This is a genomic window from Blautia sp. SC05B48, assembly GCF_005848555.1.
Lineage (GTDB): Bacteria > Bacillota > Clostridia > Lachnospirales > Lachnospiraceae > Blautia_A.
On sequence record NZ_CP040518.1, the window covers coordinates 2,156,969 to 2,171,649 of the forward strand.

A 14,681-nucleotide genomic window follows, 5' to 3' on the forward strand; every position below is an offset into this window, starting at 1 on the left:
GGGAAAATACGCATGACTGCGGTTATTATAGGGAGTATCGGCTTTTTATGCTGCTTCCTGTATGATCATAACAGTATCCGATTGAAAAAAAGCTTTCTTCATCCGTTTTTTAGCATAGGATGTTTCCTGATCGCAGTGTCAACAGGTCTGGTGATCCGGAGCTGCTGGCCGCGGCGGGGAAGTTCTTTTTTTATTTCTGCTGTTTTTCTGACAGCAGCGATCCTGTTTCTGGGACTGTTGATCTATACATTGTTTTTTGCGCTGCCCTTTGATGAGACATATGTCAAAGAAAATCATGAAAGGCTGGCCTATACAGAGGGTGTTTATGCACTCTGCCGACATCCTGGCGTTCTGTGGTTCGCCGGATTTTATTTTTGCCTGGCCGGATTTCTGGGATCCGGGAAGGCAATGGGGGCTTTTGGGGTCCTTATTGTGTGGAATATATTGTACATTTTTTACCAGGACAGGATCGTGTTTCCGGAAACATTCAGTAATTACGGAGCGTATCAGCAGACAACTCCCTTTCTGATCCCAGACCGAAACAGTACAGCTGCCTGCATAAAAACATGGCGAAAAGGGGGGAAAAGGCGGTGAGTCTTGGCGAAAAGCTTCGAAAACAGCAGTATGATGCTATCTGGAAAGAATATTGCGGATTTCTTGATCTGACAATGCAGGATTACATGAAGATCCAGAATCGTCTGATGGAAGAGCAGATCCAGCTCTGGTCAGACTGTGAACTGGGCAAAAGCATTCTGAAGGGCAGGAGACCGTCCGGGATCGACGAGTTCCGTCGGCTGGTACCTCTTACCACTTATGAGGATTATGCGGATATGCTCCTCCAGAAGAGAAGTGAAACTCTTCCGGGGAATCCGATCATCTGGATACAGACGACCTGGGAAGGCGGACGCCATCCGATAAAGGTAGCACCATACACAAGAAGTATGCTGGATACCTACAGGAACAATGTAGTTGCCTGCCTCATATTAGCTACAAGCCGTGAAAAGGGCAAATTTGATGTGGAGGAAACGGACAAGATCCTTTACGGACTGGCACCGTTGCCTTTTGCTACCGGCCTTTTTCCACTGGCGCTGAAAGAAGATATCGACATCCGTTTTCTTCCGGAAGTGGAAGATGCGGTAAATATGAGCTTTGGTGAGCGGAACAAAGAGGGCTTCAAGATGGCCATGAAACAGGACGTGGAATTTTTCTTCGGACTTGGAAGTGTGGCCTATGCAGTAAGCCAGAGCCTCACCGGAAGCGTATCATCAGGAAAAAGCAAAACCTCCTTTTCGGAACTTCTGCAGTATAAACCAAAGATGCTGAAAAGGATCCTGAATGCCAAAAAGATCTGTAAGAAGGAGAAACGGGAGCTTCTTCCGAAAGACCTTTTTCACCTGAAGGGATTTATGGTGGCAGGAACCGACAACCAGTGCTATAAGGATGATCTGGAGGAAATGTGGGGAGTTCGGCCCATGGAGCTTTTTGCAGGAACGGAACCTTCCATTATAGGAACCGAGACCTGGACCAGGAACGGAATGTACTTTTTCCCGGATACCTGCTTTTATGAATTTATCACCGAAAAGGATATGCTCCATAATTATGAGGATCCCACGTTCACTCCTCCGACCTATCTTATGGATGAGGTTGTTCCCGGGGAGAAATATGAGCTTGTGATCACTGTGTTGAAGGGCGGAGCCTTTGCCAGGTACCGTGTGGGAGATATGTATCGATGCGTGGGTCTTACCAACCAGGAGGATCGGACACAGATCCCAAGATTTGAGTACATAGACCGTGTTCCGTGGATCATTGATATCGCAGGCTTTACCAGGATTTCGGAAAATGGTATCAAAAGTGTGATCCAGCTGTCCGGGCAGCCGGTTACGGATTGGATCGCAGTGAAAGAATATAATGAGAAAAAACGCCCATATCTGCATCTTTATATAGAAGTAAAAAAAGAAGCGCTGATGTATCAGGCTATGAGCACGGATATTCTGAAAGAACTTCTGACCACGTATTTCAAATATATCGATCAGGATTACCGGGATCTGAAGAAAATCCTGGGAATGGATCCCCTTGTGGTGACCATCCTGCGCTGTGGTACCTTTCATCTGTATGAGTCCAGAAAAGGACGGAAACCACGGCATATGAGCACTCCTTATTATGAGGTGGCGGAACTTTTGAGACTGCAGGATGAAATCGGATTCGGGAATATGAGGAAGTAACTATGGAAAGCTATATATCATTTTCAATCATTTCAGTTTTTTTCTATACATTTATGATACTGACTCTTCTGGCTGGTAAGCGCAGCCGGATCATCAACAGTTTCATGTGTGTGCTGGGAGGAATGCTCTGCTGGACGTTGGGCTCTTTTCTGATGCGTATGGAGGCAGGACCCTCTTACATCCTGTGGTATTATGTGTCTCTGGCCGGAATCCTGTTTCTGCCATATTTTTACTATGTGTTCATCAGTGAATTCATGGGAGTGCGTATGGGCAGAAAAAGCAAGATCCCATTGCTTTTGATGCTGCTGCTTTTTGCAATCAACATCCCGGGCGGGATCATCCTGCGCTGGCCGGATCTGATCCGTAAAAACGGTGGTGCGCATTTTGTTTATAAGATCACACCCTGGTTCCTTCTGTTCTTTGTGGTGGCAGGAATCACCATTATTCAGATCTTTATCACCATGTACCGCGGATGCCGGAGACATCCCGGATACCGCAAACAGATCGAACCGATCCTTGTGGGGATACTGATCATTTTTGTGGGAAACCTTGCGCTGGCAGTGCCGGTATTTTCCGGATTCCCCATCGATATTGTCAGCGGTCTGATCAATGCTGTCCTGATGCTTTATGCACTGACCAGAAGACGGCTGTTCCAGATGCGCCGTCTTGCGTCAGATGGGGTTTGCTTTGGTGTGGGCGTGGTCCTGACGGTAGTACTGTTTATCAATCTTTCACCGTACCTGATGAGTTATATCCGAATGCTGCTCCCTGCAGCCAGTGAGTATCATGTGCTGATCTTTTCTTTCGTTTTTCTTATATCTGCATGGCTGGTCACAGTGCTGTGGAAATGTCTGATGAACAATGTTTTTATCAAAAAAGAGATCCAGCAGTCTCAGGAGCTGAAAGATTTTAGCCAGTCAGTATCCAGGACACTCCGGGTAGGAGAGATCCTGCGCAATACGGTAAATGTGTTGAAGGAAACTACCAATGCAGGACGGATCTATATTTGTCTGAGAGACAAAAAATCAGGGGAATATCAGGCTGTTTACAGCAACCGTCCGTTGAACGATCTGACCTTTTCACTGAAAGCGGATAATCCGGTGGTCACCTGGCTTACCAGAAATGAGGACTGTGTGGTGATCCGGGATTTTCGTTCTTCCACAGCCTACAAATCCATGTGGGAGTCGGAAAAACATATGTTTTCAGAGCTGGGTATCGAATACTGTGCAGGTCTTCGCCAGAATGATGATCTGGCCGGGATTATTGCGATTTCCGGTGACGGACACAGAAATCTGAACCATAATGATCTGGCCATGCTGTCTTCGGTCAGTTCGGTAGCTTCCATTGCCATCAAAAATGCCAGACTTTATGAGGCGGCATGGACTGAGGCAAGGACCGATGAACTGACGGGCCTTCTGAACCGGAAATATTTTTATGAGATCCTGGATGAGGAATACGAAAAAAATAAAGAGGGTTCGCTTGCACTGATCCTGTTCAATATTGATGATTTCAAGCTGTACAATCAGCTGTACGGAAATCAGCAGGGAGATGTTGCACTTCGAAAGGTGGCAGATATCATCCAGGCAAGTGTGGGAGAACAGGGATATGTGGCACGTCACAGTGCCAAGGAATTTGCGGTCCTGATGCCAAATTACGATATTTTTTCCGCCAGAAATCTGGCAGAATCCATACAGAAGCAGATCCTGCATATGCGCAACGATTCTGCAGACTACAAGCTGAAGATCCTTACGGTAAGCGTGGGGATCAGTGCGGCGCCTTATGCGGCACGCTCAGCAAAGGAGCTCTTGGATAATGCGGACCTGGCAGTATATCATGTAAAGCGCAGCGGTAAAAACGGCATCGAGATTTTTGACACCATGCTGAAGGAAAGCCTGGATGAAGAAAATGCGGGTAAGAAATCCGATCATGAACATATTTATCAGTCCTATGAATCCACGATCTATGCGCTGACTGCAGCCATTGATACCAAAGATCATTATACCTTCGGACATTCCAACAATGTGGCTTATTACGCAACAAGTCTTGCGAAGGCGCTGAACTATACAACGGAAATGGTGGAGATCATCCGTCAGGCGGCGCTTCTTCATGATGTTGGAAAGATCGGGATCCCGGAGCATATCCTGAACAAGGAAGGCAAGCTTACGGATGAAGAGTATGAGATCATGAAAGGTCATGTGGAGGCGTCCATCGGGATCATCCGTCACCTTCCGTCGCTGGATTATGTTATCCCTGCGGTTATCGGTCATCACGAACGTTATGACGGAAACGGCTATCCAAGGAGGATCGCGGGAGAAGATATCCCGGCATCTGCAAGGATCCTCTGCATCGCAGATTCCTTTGATGCCATGACATCCAAACGTTGTTATAAGGAACTGATGCCAGTGGAAAAAGCTCTTCGGATCATAAGAGAAGAGGAAGGAAAACAGTTCGATCCGGATATGGCGGAGGTATTTATCCACATATTTCGGGAAGGAAAGATCCATCTGGCAGAACCGGCGGAGCTGAAACGGGAAGAAAAAGCATAAAGAATATTAAGATTACGGGTCTGACAAGCTATGTCAGACCCGTTTTTGTGAAGAATATGAAGAAAGCTTTATTTATCATCTCCAGTAAGGCGAAGTACATCCCGGATCTCATCCACATTCATATCCAGGATCACGGCAAGCTCATCAATGGTGAATTTGGTGGCGTCATCATCGTCTGTGAGTTCTTTAACCGCAGCCTCCAGGTTTTCTACCTTGGATACCAGATAGTCGTCACGGAATTTCTGTTGTGTCTGTTCCTCAATGGCATGAAGGATCCCACTGCGGATACGACCACGCATCCAGGTGTCGTTTTTCTCCTGTGGGGCAGTTTCTTTGAGAGACGCCAGAAGGGCCAGATTTGCCTCCTGAATGAGATCGGCCAGGTGGATTTCCTCACAGTTCAGTTCAGCGGCCATCTGGGCTGCCTGAGCCATGTAGAACTGTGTCAGTGCACCTTCGGCAGCAGTGTCACCCTTTGCAAAGGCATGAAAGAGGGACGCAAGATCATCCGGATCAAGTCCTTCCGGGGAAAAGCTTTCCATATAGTCACTGAGATAAGCCTGTTCTTCGGCAGTAAGAGCAGCACGGGTACCCGGAAGCTCGTCCTTGTCGCTGGATTCGGATGAAACAGCATCTGCTCTGGCAGCGCCGGCAGCTTCATCGGCGCCTTCGATGGTGATCCCCTTTAATTTGAGATACTGCAGGATCTTTACAAGCTGTGAAGTGCTCAGATCCGATTCATCGAAATGATCACGGATCTGCTGCTGGGAGAGCTGCTTATTGTTTTCCTCAGCGATGGCACAGATGTCATTAAGCTTCTGCTGAAATAATTTTATATCCATGTAAAAACATCTCCTTATTATTTGCTTTTTTTCTTGACTTTAATTATGGTTTCATGATACCATAAGCCAGTCGCAAATGACAAGAAAACCTTTAAATAGGCGGAAAAAACGTGAAAAAAAGTTTTTTTAAAAAAATTCAAAAAAGGTGTTGACATTTGTAGATTGCTATAATATAATATCACTTGTCGTCAGGCAGGAAACGAAAACGAAACACAAACGAAGACGACAACAACTTAATAAAAACCATAAGTAAATGGTACATCGGGGTGTGGCTCAGTTTGGCTAGAGCGCCTGGTTTGGGACCAGGAGGCCGCAGGTTCGAATCCTGTCACCCCGACTGCTGTAAACTTATTACCGCAAGCATGCGGGTGTAGTTCAATGGTAGAACACCAGCCTTCCAAGCTGGATACGTGGGTTCGATTCCCATCACCCGCTTCTCTGAGAAGAGAGCATGTGTCTGTAGCTCAGCTGGATAGAGCAACGGCCTTCTAAGCCGTGGGTCGGGGGTTCGAATCCCTTCAGGCACGTTGTGGTGGGTATAGCGCAGTTGGTTAGCGCGCCAGATTGTGGCTCTGGAGGCCCAGGGTTCGAATCCCTGTATCCACCCTTCGCCCATTGGGCTATCGCCAAGCGGTAAGGCACAGCACTTTGACTGCTGCATTCGCTGGTTCGAATCCAGCTAGCCCAGTCCTTTTTATGGGGTATTAGCTCAGTCGGTAGAGCACTTGACTTTTAATCAAGTTGTCCGGGGTTCGAATCCCCGATGCCTCATTAGCGGAAAGCATTTGCTTTCCGTTATTTTTTTATCATCAGACAGGATGAAAATATAATTGAATATGCGGATATGGCGGAATTGGCAGACGCGCTGGTTTTAGGTACCAGTGGGCAACCGTGCAGGTTCAAGTCCTGTTATCCGCATTAGAAAAGAGAGAGACTTTCTGTAAATTTTGAATTTATGGAAGGTCTTTTTTATTATGGACACTTATGTAACATCCAGGACAGAAATGCTACAGATCATGAGCAATATGTCTGTAGCATTCTTACTATAGAAATTTTTAACTGAATCAAGCTGTCATCTACATTGAATCAGAATAACCGCCTGATAAATGACCCTACAGTTTCTCCCCTTCATTCACTTCCTCAATAAACACCTTCCCTTCCGCCTGCTGTTCCACAAAATGAAATCGAAGTACAGCCTGAGGCCAGTTGAGTGTGATGATGGCTTTTTTGTCCCGTGTCTTTCCTGCGGCCTGGATCTGATCTACAAGGTCTGCGAGGACTTCACGGGTGAGATATCCGCCTCGCCAGTGGAAGGTGAATTCGCGGCCTTTTTTTGCGGCCTGGAGGGCACGTTTGTATACGTCTTCCAATTTGGTGAAGGATAGCTTTTTCTCACGGTAATAAAAGTGGTTTCCATCCGGGCAGGGAGGTGCCGGAGCGATCAGTGGTTCATGGTCACGGAAGATGTTTTTGTCATCCAGATTAAAATAATCGTAACGGATATTGGTTGAGCCGTCTTCGTTTTTGCCCAGAGTATTATCGAAGGTGGCATCCAGATGATAGTACTGTCCGTTGATCCGGACGATGTTCCAGGTATGACGGTATTTGATCCCTTTTTCCGGATTGTTCCCACAGATGGCGATAATACACCATACACCAAGGGCATCACAGAGGACCTTTACGGATTTGGCGATTCCCTCGCAGACACCGACACCATGGCCCAGAGGCCCGATGATCTCGTGGGAATATGGCTTTTTCAGCTTGTCGTAGCGGATATTTTCGCAGATGAAGTCATGGACATATTTTTCCTTATCCCACTCGGAAAACTTCATGGCGGTGCGCACAAGCTTGTCTACGCGGGCTCCCAGGGCTTTCTGTTGCTCTCGGATTTTATTTTTGTCGAAGATATATTCAGGAATCAGTATCAGATTTGGCGAGTCCTTGTAATAACGGTATTTAAACCCCACAGCCCAGAAAATCTCCGGGTGATCCAGACGAAGCTGGAAAAATACATCATAGAGCCAGTTTCCATCGGTGGTTGGTACCTGCGGGATCAGGAACTCGTCGGAAAGCTCCATAAGCCCGTGAAGCATTGCACGGTACACGTTTTGTTTATCTTTCGGCATTTTGCCGTAGTAATATTCTTCAGTTTGTTTCATATATAAAAATACGGAGACTCCTTTCCGCAAAAATAGATTTCAATCAAAGATTATAGCATAAAAAAACATGCAGGACTATCAGAAAAGATACACCCTGCATGTTTTTGGTATTGAATATTTTAGATCGAAAATAACTGTGAGCCTGGATCAGCCGTTATACAGCTGATAATACCGGCCCTTCTGTGCAAGCAGCTCCTCGTGGGAACCACGCTCGATGATGTGTCCTTGCTCCAGGACCATGATGCAGTCACTGTTGCGTACTGTGGAAAGTCTGTGGGCGATCACAAAGGTCGTCCTGCCTTCCATCAGCTTATCCATACCATCCTGTACAAGCTTTTCGGTACGGGTATCAATGGAGCTGGTGGCCTCGTCCAGGATCAGGACGGGCGGGTCTGCAACGGCTGCACGGGCAATGGAGAGAAGCTGTCGCTGGCCCTGACTTAAGTTTGCACCGTTTCCGCGGAGAAGGGTATTATAACCCTGCGGAAGCCTGCGGATGAAACCGTCGGCGTTGGCAAGCTTTGCTGCTGCGATAACCTCCTCATCTGTGGCATCCAGCTTTCCGTAGCGGATATTTTCCATAACGGTTGCTGTGAACAGGTTGGTATCCTGAAGAACGATGCCCATGGAGCGTCTGAGATCATCTTTTTTGATCTTGGTGATGTTGATGCCGTCATAACGGATCTTACCCTTCTGAATGTCGTAAAAACGGTTCAGAAGATTGGTAATGGTGGTTTTTCCGGCGCCGGTGGAGCCTACAAAAGCGATCTTCTGGCCTGGCTGTGCATACATATTGATGTCATGGAGAACGATCTTGTTGGAATTATAACCAAAGTCTACATCCTCCAGGACCATATCACCCTTCAGCTCGATATAATCAGTGGTACCCTCAGCTTTGTGGAAATGCTTCCATGCCCAGCGGCCGGTACGTTTGTCGGATTCGGTAAGAACACCGTTTTCCTCTTTTGCATTGACGAGAGTAACGTAGCCTTCATCCACTTCCGGTTTTTCATCCAGAAGATCAAAGATACGTTTTGCACCTGCAAGAGCCATAACAATACTGTTGAACTGCTGGCTGACCTGGTTGATAGGCATGTTGAAGCTCTTATTGAAGGTCAGGAAGCTGGCAAGCCCGCCAAGTGTGAAGCTGCCGATGCCGTTGATAGCAAGGATACCGCCCACCATGGCGCAGATCACATAGCTGACATTTCCAAGCTGTGCGACCACAGGCATCAGGATGTTGGCGAAACGGTTTGCATTGTCTGCGCTGGTGAAAAGCTGGTCGTTCAGTTCATCAAATTTCCGGATGCTTTCGTCCTCATGGCAGAAGACCTTGACAACCTTCTGACCCTCCATCATCTCTTCGATATAACCATTGACAATACCAAGGTTGGTCTGCTGCTCCAGGAAATATTTTCCGCTTAAGCCTGCAAGCTTCCGGCTGGCAGTCATCATAATGGCAACCATAAGCAGAGTAACTACAGTAAGCGGAACATTCAGGATCAGCATACTTACAAGAACACTGACGATGGTGATCACACTGGAAAGCAGCTGCGGAAAGCTCTGGCTGATCATCTGGCGCAGGGTATCAATGTCGTTGGTGTAGATGGACATGATATCGCCGTGTGCGTGAGTGTCAAAATATTTGATGGGAAGCGTTTCCATCGTTGCAAACATATCGTTTCGGAGGTTACGTAAGGTTCCCTGGGAAACATTGATCATGATACGGTTATAAGTATAGGTGGCAATAACACCAATGGCGTAAAAGCATGCTACACGTGCGATGGCTGCAGCCAGAGGCCCGAAATCCGGTGTATCTGCTGAGAGAAGCGGTGTGATATACTGGTCGATCAGGGTTTTCATGAACATGGTTCCCTGTACATTGGCAAGAACACTGACAAAAATGCAGATCACCACGATCACGATATGGATACTGTAGTTTTTAAAGATATAACGGGCAAGGCGTCCCAGAAGCTTTCCCGGCTGCTCCGGTGTTCCCATACCCCTTGGGCCAGGACCGCCCGGGCCTTTCATGTTCTGTTTTTTCAAGCCGGCTCACCTCCCTCGTCAAAATCACCGGCGCCGCCGGTCTGTGAATGAAATACTTCCTGATAAATGGCGTTGGTCTTAAGAAGCTCCTCGTGGGTACCAAAACCGTTGATCTCACCGTTATCCATAACGATGATCCGGTCCGCGTTCTGGATGCTGGAAACACGCTGTGCGATGATCAGCTTGGTGGTATCCGGGATCTCCTCGGCAAAGGCACGGCGGATCCTTGCATCTGTGGCAGTATCTACCGCACTGGTGGAGTCATCCAGGATCAGTATCTTCGGCTTCTTCAGAAGAGCGCGGGCAATACAGAGACGCTGCTTCTGGCCTCCGGAAACATTGGAGCCGCCCTGTTCAATGAAGGTATTGTATTTGTCCGGCATTTTTTCGATGAAATCATCGGCACAGGCAAGCTGGCATGCGCGGCGGCATTCCTCCTCAGTGGCATTTTTGTCACCCCATCGGAGGTTTTCCAGAATGGTTCCTGAGAAGAGTACATTCTTCTGAAGAACAACGGAAACCTGATTTCTGAGAGATTCCAGATGGTATTTACGGACATCGATGCCTCCTACGGAAACAGAACCATCCGTTACGTCATAAAGACGGCTGATCAGGTTGACAAGGCTGGATTTTGCACTTCCGGTACCGCCGATGATCCCTATGGTCTCGCCGGAGCGGATCGAGAGATTGATATCCTTCAGAACGGGTTCCTGACTGTCTTTCTTATAGCTGAAATTCACATGATCGAAGACGATACTTCCGTCCGGGACATCTGTTACCGGATCCTCCGGATCTGTGATGTCAGCAGTATCATTGATGACTTCCGTAACACGCTCTGCGCTGGCAATACTCATTGTCACCATAACAAAAACCATGGAAAGCATCATAAGGCTCATGAGAATGTTCATGCAGTAGGTGAGAAGGCTCATAAGCTCACCGGTAGTAAGGGAGCTGCCTACGATCATTTTGGCGCCGAGCCAGCTGATCCCCAGGATACAGGCATAAACGGTAAACTGCATCAGGGGCATGTTCATGACAACGATCTTCTCAGCACTTAAGAACATTTCGTATACTTTGTTGCAGGCTTTCTGGAATTTGTTGATCTCGTAGTCTTCGCGGACATAGGCCTTGACAACGCGTACAGCGCCGATGTTTTCCTGGACACTTGCGTTCAGGTCGTCATATTTACGGAATACGGCCTGAAAATATACCGTTGCTTTTCTCATGATAAAGATCAGACAGCCTCCCAGGAAGATAACAGCGACAAGATAGATGCTTGCAAGCTTTGCATTGATAAGAAATGCCATGACCATGGCACAGATCAGACTGGCCGGTGCACGGGTACACATACGAAGGATCATCTGATAGGCGTTCTGCAGGTTGGTCACATCTGTGGTAAGACGGGTGATCAGGCCGGCAGTGCTGTATTTGTCGATGTTGGAAAAAGAAAAGGTCTGGATGTTGGTGTACATGGCTTTTCGGAGGTTTCTGGCAAAGCCTGTGGAGGCTAGTGCTCCGTATTTTCCTCCCATGACGCCGGACCAGAGTCCGCACAGGGCAAGAGCTACCATAACTGCACTCATCCGATAGATATGGCCGATATTTCCGGCTTCCACACCCTTATCAATGATGGAAGCCATGGCCAGGGGGATCAGAGTCTCAAAGAGAACTTCCAGGATCATGAAAAAAGGCGTGAGAAACGATGCCTTTTTAAACTCCCTGACCTGGGCCAGAAGGGTTTTGAGCATAAAAAATCTCCTTTCTTTACTGTTCAAAAGACAGCACTACTGGAAAGGATTCCGGGCTGCTATAGAACAGATATATTGTTCAGCTACTATTATCGGGGAAATTATTTTTAATGTCAAGATAAACATGTGCGAAATGCTTGACACAACATCCTTTAAGCGGTATATTAAAAGTTAATATTCGCCTGTAGAACAGGGAAAGAATGGGCTTCAGGTCCCTTTAGAGGGTCTATATAGAGTTAAATTTTTGCAGGGAGGATTTTATATGGAGATCAGACAGTCAGCGGAGGATTATCTTGAATCAATTCTGGTTTTATCCAAAAAAGGAGGAGGAGTTCGTTCCATTGATATTGCGACCAGACTTGGTGTTTCCAAGCCAAGCGTCAGTCACGCAATGAAGCTTCTTCGTGAGGATGGTTATATTGCCATGGACCGTTACGGTACCGTGACACTTCTGGAGAAGGGGGCGGAGATCGCCAATCAGATTTATGAGCGTCACATTGTTCTTGCCAGGATGCTGGAGGGACTTGGGGTTCCGGCAGAGATCGCAATGGAGGATGCCTGCAAGATGGAGCACGACATCAGCCAGGAGAGCTTTGAGAAAATCAAGGCACATTATAATAACTTTATTAAGAAGGAAGAAACAGCAGACTAAGAAACATGCAGACAGGCAGCCGGAAGGTAAAATACCAAACCGGCTGCCTGTTTTTTATTTATTATCTTTTTCTTTTTCCGGCAGCTGTGCCAGGATGATGGCTGCAAACATGATGACACATCCAAGGAGCTCTTTTATGGAAAGCTTCTGATCCAGGAGCACCCAGCCTGCAAGCACGGAGATGCAGGATTCAAGAGAAAGAATCAGAGAAGCAACGGTGGGATTCACATTTTTCTGGCCTACGATCTGCAGGGTGTAGGCAACACCGCAGGACATCACACCAGCATACAGGATCGGCAGCCAGGCAGTAAGAATGGAAGAAATCTGCGGATGTTCCAGAATAAGTGCCGGGATCATGGACAGGATCCCGCAGACCAGAAACTGGATACAAGAAAGCTTTACACCGTCTGCCTTCGGGGAAAAATAGTCAATCACCAGAATGTGCAGGGAAAAGAGAAAAGCACATACCAGCACCAGAATATCTCCGAGGCCAATGGAAAATCCGTCTGTGATGCAGAGAAGATAAAGTCCGACCAGTGCCATGACAACGGCTGCCCATATAAAGGGACTGCATTTCTTTTTCAGGAAAATTCCGATGATCGGGACGATGACAATGTAACAGGCGGTGATGAAGCCGGCTTTTCCTACTGTTGTGTACTGGATACCAAACTGCTGGAAGCTGCTGGCAGCAAAAAGAGCGGATCCGCAGGCAATGCCGCCCAGCCACAGGTCACGGCTGTTATATGGAGTGGCGGATACAGCTTTTTCTGAAAGTGTTGATGAGGATTCCGGTATTGCGGAGTCTGTGGCAGCAGAGGATTTATTTCCGGAACGGTTCAGAATAAAGAGCACCGGAACCAGGACAGCGGCGCCGATCAGGGAACGGACGCCGTTGAAGGTGAAGGGGCCAACATATTCCATGCCCACACTCTGGGCAACAAAGGCGATTCCCCAGATCGTTGCGGCCAGAAGCAGACAGAGAGAATTTTTCAGAGGCATTTTCTGTGAGTTCATGATAAAAAATCCTTTCGTTTATTAGGTATTATGTGATCAAAGCAGTATATAACAAAAGACCCCGGGGAACTTATATAGCTTCCCGGGGCATTCTTATGATCTGTCGGAACAATGTCCAACAAAATTAGTTCTGATTCTGGTTATTCTTAACTTCTGCAAGCTTCATGGCACGAACCTTCAGCGGCAGACCGAACAGAGTGATGAATCCGTCTGCATCATGATGATCATACATATCACCGGTTGTGAAGGAAGCGAGAGACTCATTGTAAAGGCTGTACGGAGAGGTTGTACCATTCTTGATGATGTTTCCTTTGTAAAGCTTGAATTTAACCTCGCCGGTAACATATTTCTGAGTAGACTCAACAAATGCCTGGATAGCCTCACGGAGAGGTGTGTACCATTTTCCTTCGTAAACAACCTGTGCAAACTGGCTGCCAAGTTTTTTCTTGGCTTCCATTGTCTCACGGTCAAGGATCAGTTCCTCAAGCTGGTCATGTGCTGCCATCAGGATCGTTCCGCCAGGAGTTTCATAAACGCCACGGGATTTCATACCAACAACACGGTTCTCAACAATATCAACGATACCGATGCCGTTCTCGCCGCCAAGCTTGTTCAGCTCTGTGATGATCTCGGAAACCTTCATTGCTTTTCCGTTGAGTGTTTTCGGAACACCCTGCTCGAATGTCATGGTGATCTCAGTTTCTTTATCCGGGGCTTTCTCAGGTGTTACGCTTAATACAAGCATGTCATCATAGTTCGGAGCCTGTGATGGATCCTCAAGTTCGAGTCCCTCATGGCTGATGTGCCAGAGGTTTCTGTCACGGCTGTAGCTGTGGCTTGCATCAAATGGAAGAGTGATGCCATGAGCCTTACAGAACTCAATCTCATCTTCACGGGACTGCATGGTCCACAGATCTGTCATACGCCATGGAGCAATGATCTTGATGTCCGGAGCAAGAGCCTTGATGCCAAGCTCGAAACGGATCTGGTCATTTCCTTTACCGGTAGCACCGTGGCAGATAGCAACGGCACCCTCTTTACGTGCGATCTCAACCAGTTTCTTGGCAATGACCGGACGAGCCATGGAAGTTCCGAGAAGATAGGAATGCTCGTATACAGCACCAGCCTCTACACATGGCATGATGAAGTCATCGCAGAATTCATCAACGATATCCTCGATATATAATTTGGAAGCACCGGACATTTTTGCTCTTTCCTCAAGACCGTCCAGCTCGTTTCCCTGTCCGCAGTTTACACAGCAGCAGACAACGTCGTAATCAAAGGTTTCTTTCAGCCACGGGATCAGGGCTGTGGTATCAAGACCACCGGAATACGCTAAAACAACTTTTTCTTTCATAATATATGTCCTCCTGGGATTTTTTTGATTTTGTATCGCTCCGGACATTTCCGGGACGGTGAATTTTTTTACGTTATCTGGAAAAAATTATA

10 protein-coding genes and 7 tRNA genes are annotated in these 14,681 nt (G+C 47.3%); 11 read left to right on the forward strand and 6 right to left on the reverse strand.

All coding sequences use genetic code 11. The annotated features are described in order from the left end of the window. Positions 1-12 precede the first annotated feature (12 nt). Genes EYS05_RS09885 through EYS05_RS09895 form a run of 3 tightly spaced genes read left to right on the forward strand, consistent with a single transcriptional unit; the run spans position 13 to position 4,768 of the window. On the forward strand, positions 13-594 hold the full coding sequence (locus tag EYS05_RS09885; protein ID WP_118608104.1) for a hypothetical protein: 582 nt from the start codon (positions 13-15) through the stop codon (positions 592-594). Further along, positions 591-2,222, forward strand: coding sequence for a GH3 family domain-containing protein (locus EYS05_RS09890; protein ID WP_114002198.1), 1,632 nt, complete (start codon positions 591-593; stop codon positions 2,220-2,222). The genes EYS05_RS09885 and EYS05_RS09890 overlap by 4 nt, the downstream gene beginning before the upstream one ends. 2 nt (positions 2,223-2,224) lie before the next feature. Next, entirely contained in the window at positions 2,225-4,768 is a 2,544-nt protein-coding gene (locus EYS05_RS09895) for a histidine kinase N-terminal 7TM domain-containing diguanylate cyclase/phosphohydrolase (RefSeq protein WP_114002197.1), read from the forward strand. 68 nt (positions 4,769-4,836) lie between these two features. On the opposite strand, the gene EYS05_RS09900 is transcribed toward EYS05_RS09895, so the two are convergent. Further along, entirely contained in the window at positions 4,837-5,610 is a 774-nt protein-coding gene (locus EYS05_RS09900) for a hypothetical protein (protein ID WP_015526012.1), read from the reverse strand. A 262-nt stretch (positions 5,611-5,872) separates the two neighbouring features. On the opposite strand from EYS05_RS09900, the gene EYS05_RS09905 reads away from it, so the two are divergent. From EYS05_RS09905 to EYS05_RS09935, 7 genes are all read left to right on the forward strand, one after another. Further along, positions 5,873-5,947 (forward strand) — tRNA-Pro (locus tag EYS05_RS09905). Between the two features lie 27 nt (positions 5,948-5,974). Continuing rightward, positions 5,975-6,045 (forward strand) — tRNA-Gly (locus EYS05_RS09910). A gap of 18 nt (positions 6,046-6,063) precedes the next feature. Further along, positions 6,064-6,137 (forward strand) — tRNA-Arg (locus EYS05_RS09915). 5 nt (positions 6,138-6,142) lie between these two features. Continuing rightward, positions 6,143-6,216: transfer RNA gene (locus EYS05_RS09920), tRNA-His, on the forward strand. 10 nt (positions 6,217-6,226) lie between these two features. Further along, positions 6,227-6,298 (forward strand) — tRNA-Gln (locus EYS05_RS09925). 10 nt (positions 6,299-6,308) lie between these two features. Further along, positions 6,309-6,381, forward strand: a tRNA-Lys gene (locus tag EYS05_RS09930). Positions 6,382-6,448: 67 nt separating this feature from the next. Continuing rightward, a tRNA-Leu gene (locus tag EYS05_RS09935) sits at positions 6,449-6,528 on the forward strand. 194 nt (positions 6,529-6,722) lie between these two features. On the opposite strand, the gene EYS05_RS09940 is transcribed toward EYS05_RS09935, so the two are convergent. The 3 genes from EYS05_RS09940 to EYS05_RS09950 form a co-directional block, all read right to left on the reverse strand. Continuing rightward, entirely contained in the window at positions 6,723-7,769 is a 1,047-nt protein-coding gene (locus EYS05_RS09940; RefSeq protein WP_138277095.1) for a transglutaminase domain-containing protein, read from the reverse strand. Between the two features lie 147 nt (positions 7,770-7,916). Continuing rightward, a complete protein-coding gene (locus EYS05_RS09945) occupies positions 7,917-9,803 on the reverse strand; it encodes an ABC transporter ATP-binding protein (RefSeq protein WP_138277716.1) in 1,887 nt (628 codons plus the stop codon). Between the two features lie 11 nt (positions 9,804-9,814). After that, a complete protein-coding gene (locus EYS05_RS09950) occupies positions 9,815-11,566 on the reverse strand; it encodes an ABC transporter ATP-binding protein (protein ID WP_138277096.1) in 1,752 nt (583 codons plus the stop codon). 262 nt (positions 11,567-11,828) lie between these two features. Here EYS05_RS09950 and EYS05_RS09955 point away from each other — a divergent pair, with 262 nt between their 5' ends. Continuing rightward, positions 11,829-12,218 carry a metal-dependent transcriptional regulator gene (locus EYS05_RS09955; RefSeq protein ID WP_021650299.1) on the forward strand — a complete coding sequence of 130 codons (390 nt, stop codon included), beginning with the start codon at positions 11,829-11,831 and terminating at the stop codon, positions 12,216-12,218. 54 nt (positions 12,219-12,272) lie between these two features. Here EYS05_RS09955 and EYS05_RS09960 read toward each other — a convergent pair whose 3' ends face one another. Both EYS05_RS09960 and EYS05_RS09965 read right to left on the reverse strand, forming a co-directional pair. Further along, positions 12,273-13,217 carry a DMT family transporter gene (locus EYS05_RS09960; protein ID WP_138277717.1) on the reverse strand — a complete coding sequence of 315 codons (945 nt, stop codon included), beginning with the start codon at positions 13,215-13,217 and terminating at the stop codon, positions 12,273-12,275. A gap of 139 nt (positions 13,218-13,356) precedes the next feature. Continuing rightward, a complete protein-coding gene (locus tag EYS05_RS09965) occupies positions 13,357-14,589 on the reverse strand; it encodes an argininosuccinate synthase (protein ID WP_015526007.1) in 1,233 nt (410 codons plus the stop codon). Between the last annotated feature and the right edge of the window lie 92 nt (positions 14,590-14,681).